The sequence below is a fragment of the Frigoribacterium sp. CF331 genome (assembly GCF_057787905.1).
The window spans coordinates 2,160,896-2,178,411 of sequence record NZ_CM173545.1 but is presented as its reverse complement, the minus strand read 5'-3'; the positions used below and the strand labels follow the sequence as shown (position 1 = coordinate 2,178,411).

Genomic DNA, 17,516 nt, shown 5'->3' with positions numbered 1-17,516 from the left:
GCCACCGCACCGCGTCTTGTGCAGCGCACCGCGTCTAGGCGAGGTGTGATGCACGAAAGGCGGTGCCGCGCGGCGCGGGTCAGTCGGCGGCGGGCTTCCGCGCGCGGCTGGGCTGGACGCGCGGCGGCTCACCCGGCATCTTCGGGAAGTCCGGGGGGAAGGGCAGTTCGCCGAGGCCGTCGGCGACGTCGCGCTCCCACCAGGCGAGCAACGTGTCGATGCGCCCGGGCGACTCGTGCATCGACGCCCACGGGTCGCCGTGCGTCTGCAGCCGCTCGGGCACGGTCAGCACGGTGTGCTCGGCGGGGTCGACGCCGGGCAGGTCGTCCCACGAGACCGGCAACGACACGGAGGCGCGGGGCAGCGCCCGAGGAGACCAGGCACCCGCCATGGTCCTGTCGCGGTTGGCCTGGTTGTAGTCGACGAAGAGGCGGTCGCCGCGCTCCTCCTTCCACCAGGCGGTGGTGACGCGGTCGGGCGTGCGACGCTCGAGCTCACGGGCGGCGGCGATCACGGCGTGCCGCACCTCGAGGAACTCGTGCGTCGGTTCGATCGGGGCGAAGACGTGCAGGCCCCGGTTGCCGCTGGTCTTGACGAACGCGGTCAGCCCCGCCTCGTCGAGCACGGCCCGCAGGTCGAGCGCCGCGGTCACGGCGTCGGCGAAGCTCGTGCCCGGCTGCGGGTCGAGGTCGATGCGCAGCTGGTCGGGCAGGTCGGGCTGCTCGGCGCGGCTCGCCCAGGGGTGGAAGACCAGGGTGTTCATCTGGGCCGCCCAGACGGCCGCGGCGGGCTCGTCGATCACGAGCTGGGGGTGCACCCGGCCGCTCGGGTAGGTGACGTCGACGGCCCGGACGTAGTCGGGGGTGCCGCGCGGCGGGTTCTTCGAGAAGTACTGGTCGCCGTCGACGTCGCCACCGAAGCGCTGCAGCGAGATCGGCCGGTCGCCGTTGGCCGCGACGAACGGTCCGCCGACCTCGACCAGGTACCGGGCCAGGTCGAGCTTCGTCACGCCGAGGTCGGGCCAGAGCACGCGCGACGGACTGCTGATGCGGACGTCGCGGTCGCCCACCCGCAGGGTCGTCGCCTCGGATGCCATGCCCGTGACGCTAGTCCCGCCGGGCCGGTCCGGGTCGGCGCGGGGCGGCGCGGGGCGGCGCGGGGCGGCGCGGCGCGGGTCGGCGCGGGCCCGCCGAACCCCGTTCGCGAAGAGGAACCCCGTTCTTCCGTGGTTCGTCTTCGTGGACGGGGTTCGAGGCGGGGCGCCCGCCCTGACGGCGAACCCCGTTCACGGCTCGTTCACCTGCACGTCGCCTCCGTCCGAGATGGTTCGGTCCACACCCGACGAAACGGACCCCCGCATGCGCACGCCCCTGCTCCGCCTCGGCGCCCTGACCCTGGCCGGCTCGATCGCCGCCGCCGGGCTCGTGGCCACGAGCGCCCTGCCCGCCCTCGCGGCCGACGCCGACGTCGTCGTCAACGAGATCGACACGACCGACGACTGGGTCGAGCTGCTCAACACCGGCCAGGCCTCGACCGACGTGTCGGGCTTCGTGCTGCGTGACAGCAACGACACCCGCACGCTGGCCCTGCCCGCCGGCACCGTCCTGGCCGCGGGCGAGCGGCTCGTCGTCGACGTGGCCGACGACGCCGTGTGGGGCACCGCCGCCTACGGGCTCGGACGCGACGACGCCGTCCGGCTGTACGCCGCCGACGGTGCCACCCTGCTCGACTCGTACGCCTGGACGAAGTTCCCGACGACGACCTACGGCCGGTGCGCCGACGGCACGGGCGAGTTCACGACCACCGCGGCGGGCACCCGGGGTGTCGCCAACTCGTGCGTGACGGCGCCGGCCCCGACCGACCCCACCACGCCGACCGCCCCCGACCCCGTCCCCGCCGAGCCCGCCACCACCGACGTGGTGGTCAACGAGGTCGAGTCGAACGGCGACGACACCGACTGGGTCGAGCTGACGAACGTCGGCACCGCTCCCGTCGACGTGTCGGGCTACACGTTCCGTGACGAGGACGACGTCCGCACCCCCTTCACCCTGCCCGCGGGCTCGGTCGTCGACCCCGGCGCGTTCTTCGTGATCGACCAGGCCTCGGGCTCGAACCCGGTCGGCTTCGACTTCGGGCTCGGCCAGCCCGACTCGGCACGCCTGTTCGACACCGCCGGCACGCTCGTCGCCTCGTACGCCTGGAGCGTCCACAGCACCGTCAGCTACGGCCGCTGCCCCGACGGCACCGGTGACCTCACGACGACGACCGCCTCGACGAAGGGCGCGGCGAACGACTGCTCGTCGCCCGTGCGCGTCAACGAGGTCGAGAGCCAGGGAGGCGCGCCCGGCGACTGGGTCGAGCTCACCACCGTGGGCACCACGTCGGTCGACCTCGGCGGCTACGTGCTGACCGACTCCGACCCGACGCACCGCTACGTGATCCCGGCCGGCACGGTCGTCGCGCCCGGCGGGTTCGTCGTGCTCGACGAGGCCACCCCGACCACGGCCGGCTTCGACTTCGGGCTGGGCGGCGCCGACTCGGTGCGCCTGTTGCTGCCGGACGGCACGACGGCAGCCGACGGTTCGACCGTCGCGGACGAGTACTCGTGGACGACGCACGCCGCCACCACCTACGGCCGCGGCCCCGACGGCACGGGCGACTTCGCCGTCACGTCGGCCCCCACCAAGGGCACGACGAACACCTTCGCAGGCGTGACCGTGCCGTCGGCCTGGCCCGGTGGACCCGACGAGGTCCCCCTGGACGACGAGGGCACCTTCACCGGCGACCTCAGCGGCCTCGACTACGAGCCGACCGGCACCGCGACCCCCGGCACGCTCTGGGCCGTGCAGAACGGCGACGGCCTGCTCTACCGCATCGTCTCCGACGGCACCGACGGCACCGACGGCACCGGCGGCTTGGCGCCGCAGACGACCGACGGCTGGGCCGCGGGCAAGAGGCTGCTCTACCCGAGCGGCGTCGCGTCCGACGTGGTCGACGCCGAGGGCGTCACCGTGGCCGACGACTCGTCGGCGGGCGGTGTCTACGTCTCGACCGAGCGCAACAACGCCTCCGGCTCGGTCAGCTGCCCCTCGGTGCTGCGCTACGACGTGACCGCGGCCGGATCGGCCACGACCCTCGTCGCGACGGACGAGTGGAACCTCGCGGCGGACTTCCCCGGACTGGGAGCGAACGCGGGCCTCGAGGGCATCACCTGGGTGCCCGACGCGTGGCTGACCGAGGCGGGCTTCGTCGACGAGGCGACCGGCGCCTCCTACGACCCGGCCACCTACGCCGGCCACGGCGACGGGCTGTTCTTCGTCGGCGTCGAGGGCACCGCGAGCGTCTACGCCTACGCCCTGATGGCCGACGGGTCGTTCGAGCGGGTGGCCACGGTCGCCACGTCGTTCGCCCTGGTCGCCGACCTGCAGTTCGACGCCGACCTCGACGCGCTCTGGGTCGTCTGCGACGAGGCCTGCTCGGGTCGCACCGCGCTGTTCTCGGTCGACGAGGCGGGCGCCTTCGCCGAGGACGTCGTCTACGACGCCCCGGCGAACGCCGACCGGGGGCTCGCCAACGAGGGCTTCGCCATCGCCCCGGCGGCGACGAGCGTCGACGGGTCCCGCCAGACCTTCTACGCGGACGACAACGACACCGACGGGTTCTCGCTGCGCGCCGGGACCTTCCCCGGCGTCGCGGCCGAGCCCGGCACGCCCGGCGACCCCGGCACGCCCGGCGACCCCGGGACGCCCGGCGACCCGGGCACGCCCGGTGCCCCCGGGACGCCGATCGAGCCCGGCGCCCCCGGGTCGCCGGCCGACCCCGGCACCGGCGTGACGCCCGTCGGGCAGGGCTCGGGCCCCGCCGGGGTGGACGGGCAACTCGCCTTCACCGGGTCCGACGCCCGGTGGGCGGCGGCTGCGGCCCTGCTGTTCGTGCTGGCGGGGGCGGCGACCCTGGTCGTGCGCCGTCGTCGACTCACCCGCGACTGACCCGCGACGCGCCTCGAACCCCGTTTCGAACGATGCACCCGGAAACATCCGGGTTCGTCGTTCGAAACGGGGTTCATCGTCGTGCGGCGCCTGAGCGACGGCCCGGCAGGACGGGTCAGCCGCTCAGCGGGCCGGCGCGTCGGGCAGGGGCGTCGCCGTGCCCGTCACGGTGATGCCGCCGGTGACGGGCACGTCGACCACGAGCAGGCTCGGCCGGCCCACGTGCCGGCCCTGCCGCACCACGACCCGGGCAGGAGGCGCGATCAGGTCGAGCGCGCGGAGGTACCCGCCCAGCGACGCGGCCGCCGAGCCCGTGGCAGGGTCCTCGGTGATCGAGCCGACCGGGAAGAGGTTGCGCGCCTCGACCACGGTCGCACCGGACTCGTCGACGCCCTGGTCGCAGAACACCGTGACCGTGCCGGCCCAGCCCTGCTCGTCCATCAGGGCCCGGAGGGCGGCCGGGTCGAAGCCGAAGCCGTCGAAGACCCGCTGCTCGCGGACCGCCACCACGGGGTGACGGTTGCCGGCGAACGACTCCCGCAGGGGACGTCGGTCGTCGAGGTCGGTGCGCACGAGACCGAGGAGCGCCAGCAGGCGGTCGGCGACGGCCGGGTCGAGGTCGCGCACGACCGGCTCGACGCTCGTGAAGGACGCCGTCACCGGGCCCCGGGCACCGTCGCCGGAACCGTCACCCCGCGCCGTCTCGATCACGACCGGCCCGACCGCGGTGTCGAGCGTGAACGCCCCGACCCCTCGTCGCTCGGCCAGGGCGACCGCGGTCGCGATCGTCGCGTGCCCGCAGAACGGCACCTCGGCCCCGGGTGAGAAGTAGCGCACGGCCACGCGCCGGTCGTCGCCGGCGACGGACGCGTCGACCACGAAGGCCGTCTCGGCGTGGCCCACCTCGGCCGCGATCCGCAGCATGTCGACGGCCGTCAGGGCCGACGCGTCGAGCACCACGCCGGCGGGGTTGCCACCTCCGGGGCCGACGGCGAAGGCCGTCAGGTGCAGGACGTCGGCGGACGGGGCCGACGACGGGTCGGCGGACGGGACCGAGGACGACGGGTCGGCGGACGGGAGGGGCTCGGGCGCGGGTCTGCGGTCGGTCACGACGCCACTGTGCCGCACCGCGCCTCCTCGTCGCCACCGCCACCTCGCACCCGGTGGCCCGGGGCCGACGGGGCGGCGCCGCCCTCGTCCGCGACGGGACGCCCGGTGTCCCCGTCGCCCCCGTCGCCCGGACCGGCGACGACGCGACCCGCCCCGAGGCGGACGACGCGGTGCGCGGCACCGATCAGCGTCGGGTCGTGCGAGACGACGAGCACGGCCGTGCCGTGGGCCGCCTCGTCGAACAGCGTCGTCAGGATGCGGGCGGCACTGGCGGCGTCGAGGCCCGTCGTCGGCTCGTCGAGCAGCAGCAGGCGGGCACCGCGGGCGAGGCCGTGGGCGAGGAGCGCCCGTTGCCGCTGGCCTCCCGACAGGGCCGCGAAGGGGCGCCGGGCGAGGTCGGCCACGTCCAGACGGACGAGCGCCTCGTCGACGGCGGCCCGGGCGCCACGATCCAGGGGGCGCCACCGGCCGACCCGGCCCCAGGCGCCGACCGAGACGACGTCCCGCACGGTCAGCGGCAGGCGGTCGGAGACCGACGTGCGCTGCGGCACGAAGGCGGCCGTCGCGGTCACGGCACGCGTCCCCGAGGTCGGCGGTCGGACGCCGGCGACGACCTCGAGCAGGGTCGACTTGCCGGCGCCGTTGGGTCCGGCGACCACCGTGACGGCACCCGCGGGCACGTCGAGGTCGACGTCGGCCAGGGCGACGCGGTCGCCGTACGAGACGCCCACGCCCCGGAGGCGCGCGAGGGACGAGGGACGGGTGACGGTCGGCATGCCACCACCCTAGTTGATAAGCGTTCTCATTCTCAGCTACGGTCGTGTCTCGTGCCCTTCCTCTCCCCCGCCGTCCTCGAGCCGTTCTCGTTCGACTTCGTGCAGCGCGCCCTCGTCGGCGGCGGCCTCGTCGCCGTCCTCTGCGGCGTCGTCGGCACCTGGGTCGTCGTGCGGGGCATGGCCTTCCTCGGCGAGGCCCTCGCCCACGGCCTGCTGCCCGGCGTCGCGATCGCCACGGTGCTCGGCGCGCCGGTCCTGGTCGGCGGCGCGGTCAGCGCCGTCGTCATGAGCCTCGGCGTCGCCGCCCTGCAGCGCCGCGGGCGGCTGTCGTACGACACGAGCATCGGCCTGTTGTTCGTCGCGATGCTCGCGCTCGGCGTCGTCGTCGTCTCGCACTCGGGCAGCTTCGCGACCGACGCCACGTCGATCCTGTTCGGCGACGTGCTCGCGATCTCGGCCACCGACCTCGCCCTGCTCGCCGCGGCGACCGTGGTCGGCGTGGTCGTGGCCGCCGTGTTCCACCGCCCGCTCGTGGCCCTCGCGCTCGACCCCCGCCTGGCCGCCGTGCTCGGGCTGGGGCCGCGGTCGGCGCAGGCCGTCCTCGTCGGGCTCGTCACCCTCGCCGTCGTCGCCTCGTACCAGGCCGTCGGCTCGTTGCTGGTCGTCGGCCTGCTGCTCGCACCGGCGGTCGCGGCCGGCCCCTGGACGACGCGCCTGCCCGCCCGCATGGCGCTCGCCTCCGGGGTGGGGGTGCTCGCCGTGGCCGTGGGTCTGCTCGTCTCCTGGCACGCCGCGACGGCCGCGGGAGCGTCGATCGCGGCGACGTCCGTCGCCTTCGCGGGGCTGTCGGGGGCCGGCCGCGCCGTCGTGAGCCGACGGCGGTCCGGACGACCCGGCCCGCACCTCCCGGCGACCGACGCCGTCACGGCCTGACCCACCCCGCCCGTGGGCGCCGCACCCACCTGTCCAGCCCACCCACCCGCTCCCGGAAGGACCGCATGCGATCCCCCCTCCTCTCGACCTGCGTGGTCGGCGCGCTCGCCCTCGGGCTCGTCGCCTGCTCGACCGGCCCCGCCGCCGACGGCACCGGCCCCGCCGCGGACGCCCCGACCGGCGGGTCCGGCGACGGCCACGGCGCCGTGGCCGGTGCCGAGGAACTGCCCGAACCGCGCCTCGGCCTGACCACGATCGACCCCTCGGGCACCGTCGGCCACCTCGACCTGCTCGACGGGTCCGTCACCGGGCTCGGCTCGGTCGGCGCCCCGACCGCCGTGTCGACCGACGGCCGGTACCTGTTCGCCGAGACCGGGGACGGCGTCGAGGTCATCGACAGCGGCGCGTGGACCTGGGACCACGTCGACCACTTCCACTACTACCGGGCCGAGCCACGCCTGCTCGGCACCGTCGAGGGGGACGGCCCGGCGACCGTCGCGACGACGAACCTCTCGACCTCGGGCTCGACCGGCGTGCACTTCGCCGGCTCGGGCGACGCCGTCCTGCTCGACACCGAGGCCCTGTCGCGTGGCGAGCTGCGCGAGCGGTTCCGCCTCGACGGCGAACCGGGCGACGGCATGGTCGTGCCCGTCGGATCGTTCGCCCTGGTCACCGAGGGCCGCGGCGACCGGACCACGCTGGTCGGCCGCACCGCCGACGGCGACGAGACCGGCCTCCGCGAGACCTGCCCCGACGCGGCCGGCACGATCACCACCCGCGTCGGCGCCGTCATCGGCTGCAGGGACGGCGCCCGGCTCGCGACGGTCGTCGACGACGAGCTCGTGGTCGAGCGCATCCCCTACCCGCAGGGCGCCACCGCGGCCCCGGCGACGGCCTTCGACAACCGGGAGGGGCGACCCACCGTGGCCGCGCTCGCCGGCTCCGAGGGCGTCTGGCTGCTCGACACCCGGGCCCGTGCCTGGACGCTGCTGCCCGCACCGACCCCGCTGGCGCACGTGACCGCCGTGGACGACGCCGACCAGCGCCTCCTCGCCCTCGCCCGGGACGGCCGGGTGCTCGTCCTCGACGGCGGCACCGGCGCGATCGTGGCCGAGACGGCGCCGCTCGTCGCCGACTCGCTCGCCGTGGGCCACACCCCGACCCTGATCGCCGACCAGCAGCGGGCCTACCTCTCGGCCCCGGTCGAGGGGATGCTGCACGAGATCGACCCCGCCGACGACGCGCGCGTCGCCCGCAGCTTCGAGACCGGGACCGAGCCGGCCTTCGTCGCGGAGACCGGCCGGTGAGCCGGTCGCGAGCCCTCGTCGCCGGTCTCACCGCCGCCGCCGTCCTGGCCCTCACCGCCTGCGCACCCGCGGGCGACGACCGCCCCACCGTCGTCGTGTCGACGAACATCCTCGGCGACGTCGTCGGCGAGCTCGTCGGCGACCAGGCCGAGGTGGTCACGCTGATGGCGCCGGACGCCGACCCGCACTCGTTCGAGATCTCGGCACGGCAGGCGGCCCGCATGCGGGCGGCCGACCTCGTCGTCTCGAACGGCCTCGGCCTCGAGGAGGGGCTGCAGCAGCACCTCGACGCGGCCGTCGACGCAGGCGCGCCCGCTTTCGTCGCGGGAGACGCGATCGACGTGCTCGAGTACCGCGAGGGAGACGCGGCCGGCACGCCCGACCCGCACCTCTGGACCGACCCCGGACGCATGCTCGACGTCGTCGACGCGCTCGAGCCGGTGCTCGCCGAGGTCGACGGCGTCGACGACGCCCTCCTCGCCACCCGGACGGCCGACTACCGCGCCGCCCTCGACCGGCTCGACGCCGAGATGAGCACGGCCTTCGCCGCGATCCCGGCCGACCGCCGCGCCCTCGTGACGAACCACCACGTGTTCGGCTACCTCGCCGAGCGTTTCGACTTCGACGTCGTCGGTGCCGTGATCCCCGGGGGCACGACGCTCGCGGCCCCGTCGGCGTCCGACCTCGCCGACCTGGTCGACGCCGTCGAGAGGACGGGCGTGCCGACCGTCTTCGCCGAGTCGTCGTCGCCCGACCGGCTCGTGCAGGCCCTGGCGAGCGAGGCGGACGTCCACGTCGACGTCGTCGAGCTGTTCACCGAGTCGCTCACCGCGGCCGACGGCGACGCCCCCGACTACCTGACCATGATGCGCGTCGACACCGAGCGCATCGCCACCGGGCTCTCCCCCTGAGCGCCCGTCCACCAGAAAGAGGAACTCCCATGCGCACCCCCCACCTGCGACGGACGGGCGGCACGTTGCTCGCCCTCGGCGTCGCCGCGACCCTCGTCGCCTGCTCGACCGGCGGGCCGGGCACCGCGTCCGACGCCACGGACGGCGCCGACGCGACCCGCGCCTCCTCGTCAGGCCCCCGCCTCGCCGTCTCGTCCGAGGGCCGCGTCGTCGTGCTCGACGGCGAGACCCTCGAGCCGGTCGGCGACTTCGGGTCCGAGGAGTTCACCCGCCTGAACGCGGCCGGCGACGGTCGTCACGTGCTGGTGACCACGAGCGCCGGCTTCCAGGTGCTCGACACCGCGGCGGGCAGCGCCGACGAGCCCGCGCTGACCGACCTCGTCTTCGACGCCGACACGGCCGGCCACGTCGTCCGGCACGGCGGCACGACGGTGCTCTACGCCGACGGCACCAGCGACACGACCGTGTTCCGGTCGGCCGACCTGACGGCCGCCGTGGCCGACGGCGAGCTGCCCGTCACCGAGACCGTCGAGGGCGTCGAGGCGCACCACGGCGTCTCGGTCGTGCTCGAGGACGGCACGTTCCTGACGACGGTCGGCGACGCCGACGGGCGCACGGGCATCGAGGTGCGCGACGCCGACGGCGCGGTCGTGGCCGAGAGCGACCAGTGCCCCGGCGTCCACGGCGAGGGCACCGCGGCCGACGAGGCCGTCGTGTTCGGCTGCGAGGACGGCGCGCTGGTCTACCACGACGGCACGATCACCAAGCTGGACTCGCCCTCGCAGCCGTACGGGCGCATGGGCAACGCGTACGTCAGCGAGACCAGCCCGGTGGTGGTCGGCGACCACAAGGACGACCCCGACGCCGAGGGCTACCTGCTGCACGCCGTCACCCTGATCGACACCGAGGCGGACACCCTCGACGTCGTCGACCTGCCCGAGGGCGTCGAGTACACCTTCCGGGGCGTCGCCCGCGGCCCGGGCGACCTCGCCTACCTGATCGGCACCGACGGCGCCGTGCACGTGCTCGACCCCGCGACGGGCGAGCTGACGGCGTCGTGGCCCGTGATCGAGGCGTGGGAGGGGCCGGTCGACTGGCAGGACGCCCACCCCGCGATCGTCGTCGCCGGCGACGTCGGCTACGTCACCGAGCCGGCCACGAACGGCGTGCACGCGGTCGACCTGACCACCGGCGAGGTGCTGACGTCGACCGAGCTCGACGTCACGCCGAACGAGGTCGCGGTGGCGACGGCCGACTGACGCGACCACCCACGGGACGAGGTGGCGCGGCGCGACGGCACCGCGCCTCCTCGTCGTCGGGGGCTGCGCACGGCTCGCGCACCCCGGCACGACTTTTTCGTGACGTTCCGGCCCCGGCGACCGTCCTCATCGTGTGCCGTCCTCCACCATGGCGGCAGCGCACGACGGATCGAGAGGACCACCATGCCGAGCTTCTACGTCAGCGAGCCCGACGGAGAGCCCGACGCGACCGGTGGCGTCACCCCGGCCCCCGTCGACCTGACGGGCGGCACCGAGACGACCTACCGGCGCGTGCAGGACGGCGGCACCGACCTGCGCGAGGCGACCAGGCGGCTCGAGACCCACTACCGCGGCCGACGGTTCGAGTCCGAGGCGACCGACGCCCCCTTCGAGTACTCGTACGTTCTCGCGGGCGACGACCGGCTCGTGCTGCAGACCTCGTCGTTCTCGGCGCCCATGCGGGGCGAGATCCCCTTCCCCGGGCAGTACATCGTCGCGTGGAACCGCAGCGGTCGCACGACCCTGCACCAGCGCGGGCACACCTTCACGAGCGACGGCGCCACGCCGTTCCTGATGCCGGCGGAGGAGGCCTTCTCGTTCGAGTCGACGCCTCGCCGCAACAGCATGGTGCAGCTGGGCACCGCGTTCCTCGAGCAGACGGCCGCCGAACGACACGGCGGCCCCTCGCAACGGATCGTGTTCGACTACGCCGTCACGCCCCGCCCCGAGGCCGTCGCCGCCTGGCGCGCCACGGTCGGCTCGAGCGCCGCCGCCGTCGTGGCCGAACAGGCCTCGCCGATCATGCGGCTCGAGGCACAGCTGGCCCTGGCCCGGTCGCTGCTCGACCTGTTCCCGTGGCGCGCCGTCGACGTGCCGGTCGGCCTGCGCACGCAGGAGGCCGCCCGGGTGCGGCACGCGGTCGAGTACATCCACGCCCACGCCGCCGAGCCGTTGACCCCGGCCGACATCGCCGCCGCGTCGGGCATGCACACCCGCACCCTGCAGACCTCGATGAAGGAGCACCTCGGCACGTCGCCGGCGGCCTACCTGCGGCAGGTGCGGCTCGACCGCGCCCACGACGAGCTGCTCGCCGCCGCCCCGACCGAGACGCGCGTGTCGGACGTCGCCCGCCGGTGGGGGTTCGGCAACTTCGGCCGCTTCGCGGGGGCCTACGCCGAGCGCTTCGACGAGTACCCGCGCGACACGCTCGCGCGCTGACCGCAGCCGCGAGGCGCCCGTCGAGTGGGCGGAAGACGTCCTTCGTCGAGTGGGCGGAAGACGTCCTTCACCGGCGGTCGAAGGACGATTCCTGCCCCCTCGATCGTCGGGAGCGGGCACCGGACGCGGCGTCAGCCCGGGTCGGGGGCGCCCTGCTGCTCGGCGTAGGCCTCGGGGCCCTGTTCGGCGGCCTGAGGGTCCATCCAGCCGAACTCGAGGATGTTGCCGTCGGGGTCGGTCAGCTGGCGCTGGTACATGAAGCCGTGGTCGGTGGCCGGGCGCGCCTCCGTGCCTCCGGCGCCGAGGCCGGCCGTCACGGTCGCGTCGACGTCGTCGCGGGAGTCGAGCATCACGGCGGTCGCGACGGACGCCGCGGCCGTCGGGTCGCCGACGGGCAGGTCGGTGAAGGTCTGGAAGAACTCGCGGGTCAGGATCATGAACGCGCTGTGGTCCTCGTCGACGATCACGCAGGCCGCGTTGTCGTCGGTGAAGAGCGGGTTGATGGTGAACCCGAGGGCCGTGTAGAACGTCTTGGCACGGTCGAGGTCGGTCACGGGCAGGTTGACGAAGATCATGGCCATCGGGTCCTCCTTCGGACGGTCGTCAGGTGGTGACGCACACAGTGGCCCTGCCCCGGTTAGCCGTCAAGACCCGGGTGCCCGACTCGACGCGGCCCCCGCGACCGGCCCGACCTCGGGACCGGCGAGCCGGTAGGTTGTCGAGGAGTCGTCAGCATCGGTGCCCGAGCCGTGCGCGACCGCCCGAAAGGTCCCGACCCGTGCGCATCGCCGCCTTCATCGTCTCCGTCCTCGTCTCGAGCGCGCTCGCGCTGGGAGGGACGCTCCTGGTCGTCTTCGCCGCGCCTCCCCGGGTCGACTGGACCCTCTTCCTCGCGACCGTGGGCTTGGTGGCCCTCGTCTTCGGGCCGCTGACGCTCGGCTCGCTCACCGCGTACTGGGACTTCGGGGGCGACCCGGCCCGCCGACGCCTCCTGAGGCGGTGGATCGTCGGGGTCGTGCTGGCCGAGCTGTCGGGCGTCGCGGCCGTCGTGGCCTACGCCGTGCTGAACGGGTCGCCGTGGTGGCTCGTGGTCGTCTTCGCCGGAGGCGGCGCCCTCCTGACCGCCGTCGCGCTCGTCGTCGGGCCGGCGCTGCAGCGACGGGACGACGCGTCGCGCGACCCGAGGCCGACCTGGGTCCCGATCACCCGGCGCGAGATCACCCGCAAGGTCGTGACGGTGGCCGCCGTGTTCGCCGGGGCGCTCGTGGTCGGCCTGGTGGTCGCCGTCGTGGTCTCCACCACCGTCGACGGGCTGTCGGACATCCTGCCGAGCGGCCTCGGTTTCGCCGTGGCGCTGGCGTTCTTCGCGGGTGCGATCACCTGCGTGACGACGACGCTGTCGTTCAACCGGGCCCTGCGGGAGGCCACGGGCCGCGACCCCGCACTCGTGCAGAAGGTCGGCAGGGTGGTCCTCCGGGGCAAGGCGGTCGACCTCGATCCCGGCGAGCGGGTCGCCGCCGCGCGGTACGCCCAGGTGGTCGCCGTCACGCTCCCGTTCCAGCTGGCGTACCTCGTCATGCTCTACGCCGGACTCGCCATCCAGCAGGTGCAGGGGCTGCTGTCGGGCACCAGCCCGTTCGCCCTGCCCCTGCTGGTCCTGCTCGTCGTGGTGCTGGTCGCGTTCTTGCCGTGGACCCTCATCCGCATCGCCCGGGCGCGGCGGTACGCCCGAGCGCACGCGGCCGAGGCCGACGCCGCACCGCGGGCCGGCTTGCAGGCGCAGGCCGAGACCCCGCAGGAGGCGCGGGCCGACTCCGACGCGGACGCCCGGCCCTGAGGCGGCTCAGAAGTCGAGCAGGCGCAGCGTCACGCTGACGGTGTCGCCCACCCCGACGCCCAGGGCGTCGCGCACGGCCCGCTTCACCGGCAGGGCGTAGGCGGCGTCGTCGCCGAGGGGGAAGACCGACGTGGCGAACGTGGACGACCCGATCCGCGCCTCCACGCGGACCGACCCCCAGCCGCGCAGCAGGTCGCCGGCCACCATGAGCACGTGGTCCTCGACTTCGGGCGGCAGGCTGACGAACGTGTAGAAGGCGCGCCGGCTCTCCCACCGCCACAGGTCGCCGTCGAAGCGGAACTCCATCGTCGTCCTCTCGTCGGCGGGCCGTCCCGGACCGAATCTACGGCGTCCCGTCCACGCGTGTGCGGGCGCCGCTCCTGCTCTGACGGGACCCGGCGTGCCGGTGGACGCTGCGCACGACGAACGCGTGCCCGAGCCACCCGATCAGCCCCACCCAGAGTCCGACTCCCGCGGCGACGGGGACGGCCCAGGCTGCGAGGAGCATCCAGACGACCATGCCGAGACCCTGCGGCGAACCGGACAGGACGCCGTCGAGCTGCGTGTCACCGAGTGAGGGGACGACGAAGACGACGAACGGGACGACTGTCCCTGAGACGGCCCCGAGCATCGCCGCGCCACCGACGACGCCGGCGAGCGACCATGGGCTCCGCGACCGCCGCGCCGCAGGCTCGGAAAGCACTGCCTCGTCCCTGGCCACCCCCATCGCGGCCCCTCCCTCGTGCGCATCGTCGACCGCCCTGATCCTGACGGTCGAAAGGACGAGCCGGAATCCCCCGACCGGGGACCGACGTCGTCGACGGACGGCGCGCAGGCCCACCCCACCCCCGGCACGGCGCCTCAGCGATCGCGAACCGAACCGTGCACTACGGTCGACCCGTGACGGTGCACCCAGCACCGAGCACCCACGTCGGACCGGACGTTCGTCACCCGGAAGCGAGACCATGACCGCCATCGACGACCTGCTCGCCATCGCGGGCCCGCCGCTGGGCGCCGACGACGCGAGGCCGTCGACAGGACACGACCACCTCGACGCGCTGCTCGGTCGGAGGAACGGTTTCCACGCCTTCGAGTCGGCCCTCCACGTCTTCCCGACCGGCCCGTCGGCGGTCACGTCGCTCGAGGAGTGGAACGCCGCGTCCCTCTGGCGTCACGAGTACGGCGACCTCGCCTCGGGCCTGACGTTCTTCGCCGAGGACGTCTTCGGCGTGCAGTTCGCACTCGACGGGGACGCCGTCTGGACCTTCGACCCCGAGACAGGAGCGAGGGAGCACTTCGAACCCACGGTGGAGTCGTGGGCCGCTGCCGTCCTCGCGGACCACGAGTCGACCACGGGTCATCCCCTGGGCCATGCGTGGCAGGTGGCGAACGGGCCCCTGCCCCTGGACCACCGCCTCGTCCCTCGACAGCTCTTCGTGCTCGGCGGAGCGTACGAGGTCGAGAATCTGGCGAACCTGCCGGCCGCCGAGGGCATGGGCTTGCGCGGATCGATCGCGCGTCAGATCGCGGACCTGCCCGACGGGGCGCAGATCCGCCTCGTCGTGGACTAGACCGGGCATCGGTGTCCGTTCCGTCTGGCAAGATCTCCTGATGCCCGCCGACCGAACGCCCCGCCGCCCCGACGTCACGACCCTCGACCTCGTGGGCGGTGCCGAGCCGGTGCGCATCACCTTGCACGACTACGACGAGCGCTGGCCCGCCGCGTTCGAGGCGCACCGCCGCCGCATCGTCGAGGCCCTGGCCCCGTCGGGCGGCGACGTCCAGGTCGAGCACATCGGCTCGACGTCGGTGCCGGGGCTCGCCGCCAAGCCGATCGTCGACGTCGTGGTGGTGGTGCCCGACATCACGGCCGAAGAGGACTACCTCGACCCGCTGCTCGCGACGGGCTACGAGTTGCGGGTGCGTGAGCCCGGGCACCGGCTCGTGCGGACACCCGAGCGCGACGTGCACGTCCACGTCTACGAGCGCGGGGCGACGGCGGTCGACGAGTACCTCCTTCTGCGCGACCACCTGCGCGCCGACGCCGCCGACCGCGACCTGTACGCGTCGACGAAGCGCGAGCTGCTCGACCGGCCCTGGGACGACATGAACGACTACGCCGACGCCAAGACCGAGGTGATCACGGCGATCAAGGAGCGTGCCCGCGCCGCCCTCGACCACTGACGCGACAGGCTCTTGCCTCCCGGTCGAGTGTCACTTATCTTTGTGACCGAACCACCCGGCAGACGTCGAGGGCCAACCACCCTCGAGCGGCCCGGTCGTCCGCGATCTCACCAGTCGCGCCCGACCGCTCCGTGCTCCCGCCGCCTCGCCGTCACCGTCGTTCCAGGATCAGGAAGCACCGCCATGCCCATCTCCACGCCCCGCGCCGCCCGTCTCGCCGCCTTCGTCGGCGTCCCCGTCGCCCTCGTCGTCTCGGGCGTGCTCGTCTCGGCCGCGTCGTACTCGGCGTTCTCGGCGACGACGACCAACCCGACGAGCAACTGGACGGCCGGCACGGTCGCCCTCGCCGACGACGACGCGAACGCCGCGCTGTTCACGGCCACGAACCTCAAGCCCGGCTCGACCGCCTCGAACTGCATCAAGGTGACGTCGACGGGGTCGCTGCCCTCGAACGTCGTCCTCTACGGCACGGGCGGCACGGCGAACACCCCGCTCGGGACGGCCCTCACCCTCACGGTCGAGCAGGGCACCGGAGGCGGCTTCGGCTCGTGCACCGGCTTCACGCCCGACGCGACGAACGGCACCGCCTACACGGGCACCCTCGCCGCCTTCGCCGGCAGCCGCACGTCCTTCGCCACCGGAGTCGGCTCGTGGACCACGACGGGCGCCGCGAGCGAGTCGAAGGTCTACCGCATCACGTACGCGCTGCCCACGAACGCGGCGAACTCGCTGCAGTCGGCCACCACCTCGCTCGGCTTCACCTGGGAGGCCCAGAACAACTAGTCCGCCACCCGGACCCGCTGCACCCGCACCGGACGAGAGGCCGTCGTGAGCACGCACCCCGCGCACGCCCTGCCGAGGCGCCACGCCTCGGCAGGCGCGTCCGGGCTGGCCGCCGTCGGCACCGGGGGGTTCGCCGACTGGTCGCGCATCGTCGTGGCGACCGTGGCCCGCGGGGTCGTCGCCGCCCTGCTCGGCCTCGCGTTCTGGGCCGTCGCCCCGGCGGTGCTCGGCTGGCAGCCCACCACGGTGATGACCGGCTCGATGGCGCCCCGCATCCCCGTGGGCGACGTCGTCGTCTCGCGACCCGTCGACCCGCTCTCGCTGCACCAGGGCCAGGTGCTGCTCTTCGACGACCCCGACCAGCCCGGCCACCTCCGTCTGCACCGGTTCGACGCCCCCGGGGTCGACGGGGCCATCGTCACCAAGGGCGACGCGAACCCGTCGGCCGACTCGAGTCCCGTCGCGCGCGACGCCGTGCACGGGGTGGCGATGGTCCGCGTCCCCGCCGTGGGGCTTCCGGTCGTCTGGGCGCGCGAGGGCGACTGGGCGCACCTCGGCCTCGCGGCGGCGGCCCTCGCGGTGCTGCTCGTGCTGACGACGCTCGACTCCCCGCTGCGTCGCCGCGCCTCCGAGGCGACCGGCGTCGACGACGACGGGACGCCTCCGGGCGGGGGCGGGCGTGCGGGCCAGGACGAGGAGGCGCGGCGCGAGAACCCGACGCCGCCCCGGCGCCTGCACCGCCGGCTGCACCGCCGGGCCCGACGGCGTCGGACGACCGCGGCCGTCTCGGCCGTCGTGGTCGCCACGTCGACCATCGGACTGATGCTGCCGGCCGAGGCCGTCGCCGCCTCGTTCCTGGCGACGACGACGTCGCCGCAGAGCTCGCTCACGGCGACGACGGTCGTCGCGCCGACGGCCCTGACCTGCACGAACACGAGCGGCTCGAGCGGCGTCGTGATCGGCTGGTCGTACTCGGGCGAGGCCCCCGACAAGTTCGAGCTGATGTACGGCAGCACGGTCCTCGCGACGACGACGGCGGGCACCCAACGTTCGGTCACCTACGACCAGGGCGCCCTGCTCGCCCTCGGCAACCGCTACACGCTCACCGTCCGCACGACGCTCGCCGGCTCGTGGACCGCCACGTCGACCTCGACGACCTCGGTCCAGGTGACCGCCCTGGTGCTCGCCTCGGCGGTCCGCTGCTGACGC

Annotated in this window: 17 protein-coding genes; 11 read left to right on the top strand and 6 right to left on the bottom strand. The window is 74.5% G+C overall.

The window, feature by feature from the left end:
• Positions 1 to 79: 79 nt before the first annotated feature.
• A complete protein-coding gene (ligD, locus tag AC3CCI_RS10160) occupies positions 80 to 1,096 on the bottom strand; it encodes a non-homologous end-joining DNA ligase (RefSeq protein ID WP_488627105.1) in 1,017 nt (338 codons plus the stop codon).
• Between the two features lie 262 nt (positions 1,097 to 1,358).
• On the opposite strand from ligD, the gene AC3CCI_RS10155 reads away from it, so the two are divergent.
• Positions 1,359 to 3,989: a lamin tail domain-containing protein gene (locus tag AC3CCI_RS10155; protein WP_488627104.1), complete on the top strand. Its 2,631-nt coding sequence runs from the start codon at positions 1,359 to 1,361 to the stop codon at positions 3,987 to 3,989.
• A 123-nt stretch (positions 3,990 to 4,112) separates the two neighbouring features.
• Here the strand turns inward: AC3CCI_RS10155 and AC3CCI_RS10150 are convergent, their stop codons facing one another.
• Positions 4,113 to 5,099, bottom strand: coding sequence for a PhzF family phenazine biosynthesis protein (locus AC3CCI_RS10150; protein WP_488627103.1), 987 nt, complete (start codon positions 5,097 to 5,099; stop codon positions 4,113 to 4,115).
• Entirely contained in the window at positions 5,096 to 5,875 is a 780-nt protein-coding gene (gene aztA, locus AC3CCI_RS10145; protein ID WP_488627102.1) for a zinc ABC transporter ATP-binding protein AztA, read from the bottom strand. Before aztA ends, AC3CCI_RS10150 begins: the two co-directional genes overlap by 4 nt.
• Positions 5,876 to 5,926: 51 nt before the next feature.
• Between aztA and aztB the strand changes: the two genes are divergently transcribed.
• From aztB to AC3CCI_RS10120, 5 genes are all read left to right on the top strand, one after another.
• The gene (gene aztB / locus AC3CCI_RS10140; RefSeq protein WP_488627101.1) at positions 5,927 to 6,808 is read left to right on the top strand and encodes a zinc ABC transporter permease AztB; all 882 of its coding nucleotides are present in this window, start codon (positions 5,927 to 5,929) and stop codon (positions 6,806 to 6,808) included.
• Between the two features lie 65 nt (positions 6,809 to 6,873).
• On the top strand, positions 6,874 to 8,115 hold the full coding sequence (locus tag AC3CCI_RS10135) for an ABC transporter (RefSeq protein ID WP_488627100.1): 1,242 nt from the start codon (positions 6,874 to 6,876) through the stop codon (positions 8,113 to 8,115).
• On the top strand, positions 8,112 to 9,026 hold the full coding sequence (aztC, locus tag AC3CCI_RS10130; RefSeq protein WP_488627099.1) for a zinc ABC transporter substrate-binding protein AztC: 915 nt from the start codon (positions 8,112 to 8,114) through the stop codon (positions 9,024 to 9,026). The genes AC3CCI_RS10135 and aztC overlap by 4 nt, the downstream gene beginning before the upstream one ends.
• A gap of 29 nt (positions 9,027 to 9,055) precedes the next feature.
• Positions 9,056 to 10,285, top strand: coding sequence for a zinc metallochaperone AztD (gene aztD, locus AC3CCI_RS10125; RefSeq protein WP_488627098.1), 1,230 nt, complete (start codon positions 9,056 to 9,058; stop codon positions 10,283 to 10,285).
• 183 nt (positions 10,286 to 10,468) lie between these two features.
• Complete coding sequence (locus AC3CCI_RS10120; RefSeq protein ID WP_354595514.1) at positions 10,469 to 11,503, top strand: helix-turn-helix transcriptional regulator; 1,035 nt, start codon at positions 10,469 to 10,471, stop codon at positions 11,501 to 11,503.
• Between the two features lie 131 nt (positions 11,504 to 11,634).
• Here the strand turns inward: AC3CCI_RS10120 and AC3CCI_RS10115 are convergent, their stop codons facing one another.
• On the bottom strand, positions 11,635 to 12,084 hold the full coding sequence (locus AC3CCI_RS10115) for a VOC family protein (RefSeq protein ID WP_488627097.1): 450 nt from the start codon (positions 12,082 to 12,084) through the stop codon (positions 11,635 to 11,637).
• A 197-nt stretch (positions 12,085 to 12,281) separates the two neighbouring features.
• Here AC3CCI_RS10115 and AC3CCI_RS10110 point away from each other — a divergent pair, with 197 nt between their 5' ends.
• On the top strand, positions 12,282 to 13,340 hold the full coding sequence (locus AC3CCI_RS10110) for a hypothetical protein (RefSeq protein ID WP_488627096.1): 1,059 nt from the start codon (positions 12,282 to 12,284) through the stop codon (positions 13,338 to 13,340).
• A gap of 6 nt (positions 13,341 to 13,346) precedes the next feature.
• On the opposite strand, the gene AC3CCI_RS10105 is transcribed toward AC3CCI_RS10110, so the two are convergent.
• Complete coding sequence (locus tag AC3CCI_RS10105) at positions 13,347 to 13,646, bottom strand: DUF1905 domain-containing protein (RefSeq protein ID WP_488627095.1); 300 nt, start codon at positions 13,644 to 13,646, stop codon at positions 13,347 to 13,349.
• 37 nt (positions 13,647 to 13,683) lie between these two features.
• A complete protein-coding gene (locus tag AC3CCI_RS10100; RefSeq protein WP_488627094.1) occupies positions 13,684 to 13,971 on the bottom strand; it encodes a hypothetical protein in 288 nt (95 codons plus the stop codon).
• A 334-nt stretch (positions 13,972 to 14,305) separates the two neighbouring features.
• Between AC3CCI_RS10100 and AC3CCI_RS10095 the strand changes: the two genes are divergently transcribed.
• The 4 genes from AC3CCI_RS10095 to AC3CCI_RS10080 all read left to right on the top strand — a co-directional run bounded on the left by AC3CCI_RS10095 (position 14,306) and on the right by AC3CCI_RS10080 (position 17,513).
• Positions 14,306 to 14,911, top strand: a complete 606-nt coding sequence (locus tag AC3CCI_RS10095) for a hypothetical protein (RefSeq protein WP_488627093.1) — start codon at positions 14,306 to 14,308, stop codon at positions 14,909 to 14,911.
• Between the two features lie 40 nt (positions 14,912 to 14,951).
• Positions 14,952 to 15,524: a GrpB family protein gene (locus AC3CCI_RS10090; protein ID WP_488627092.1), complete on the top strand. Its 573-nt coding sequence runs from the start codon at positions 14,952 to 14,954 to the stop codon at positions 15,522 to 15,524.
• A 183-nt stretch (positions 15,525 to 15,707) separates the two neighbouring features.
• Entirely contained in the window at positions 15,708 to 16,307 is a 600-nt protein-coding gene (locus AC3CCI_RS10085) for a hypothetical protein (RefSeq protein ID WP_354595518.1), read from the top strand.
• A gap of 45 nt (positions 16,308 to 16,352) precedes the next feature.
• Positions 16,353 to 17,513 carry a S26 family signal peptidase gene (locus AC3CCI_RS10080; RefSeq protein ID WP_488627091.1) on the top strand — a complete coding sequence of 387 codons (1,161 nt, stop codon included), beginning with the start codon at positions 16,353 to 16,355 and terminating at the stop codon, positions 17,511 to 17,513.
• Positions 17,514 to 17,516 lie beyond the last annotated feature (3 nt).

What these genes read in the sequence shown, in the direction of transcription:
- AC3CCI_RS10115 (WP_488627097.1), bottom strand. Translation starts at nt 12,084, where the DNA reads ATGGCCATGATCTTCGTCAACCTGCCCGTGACCGACCTCGACCGTGCC.
- aztA (WP_488627102.1), bottom strand. Translation starts at nt 5,875, where the DNA reads ATGCCGACCGTCACCCGTCCCTCGTCCCTCGCGCGCCTCCGGGGCGTG.
- ligD (WP_488627105.1), bottom strand. Translation starts at nt 1,096, where the DNA reads ATGGCATCCGAGGCGACGACCCTGCGGGTGGGCGACCGCGACGTCCGC.
- AC3CCI_RS10100 (WP_488627094.1), bottom strand. Translation starts at nt 13,971, where the DNA reads ATGCTCGGGGCCGTCTCAGGGACAGTCGTCCCGTTCGTCGTCTTCGTC.
- AC3CCI_RS10135 (WP_488627100.1), top strand. Translation starts at nt 6,874, where the DNA reads ATGCGATCCCCCCTCCTCTCGACCTGCGTGGTCGGCGCGCTCGCCCTC.
- AC3CCI_RS10120 (WP_354595514.1), top strand. Translation starts at nt 10,469, where the DNA reads ATGCCGAGCTTCTACGTCAGCGAGCCCGACGGAGAGCCCGACGCGACC.
- AC3CCI_RS10105 (WP_488627095.1), bottom strand. Translation starts at nt 13,646, where the DNA reads ATGGAGTTCCGCTTCGACGGCGACCTGTGGCGGTGGGAGAGCCGGCGC.
- AC3CCI_RS10155 (WP_488627104.1), top strand. Translation starts at nt 1,359, where the DNA reads ATGCGCACGCCCCTGCTCCGCCTCGGCGCCCTGACCCTGGCCGGCTCG.
- AC3CCI_RS10085 (WP_354595518.1), top strand. Translation starts at nt 15,708, where the DNA reads ATGCCCATCTCCACGCCCCGCGCCGCCCGTCTCGCCGCCTTCGTCGGC.
- AC3CCI_RS10095 (WP_488627093.1), top strand. Translation starts at nt 14,306, where the DNA reads ATGACCGCCATCGACGACCTGCTCGCCATCGCGGGCCCGCCGCTGGGC.
- aztD (WP_488627098.1), top strand. Translation starts at nt 9,056, where the DNA reads ATGCGCACCCCCCACCTGCGACGGACGGGCGGCACGTTGCTCGCCCTC.
- AC3CCI_RS10090 (WP_488627092.1), top strand. Translation starts at nt 14,952, where the DNA reads ATGCCCGCCGACCGAACGCCCCGCCGCCCCGACGTCACGACCCTCGAC.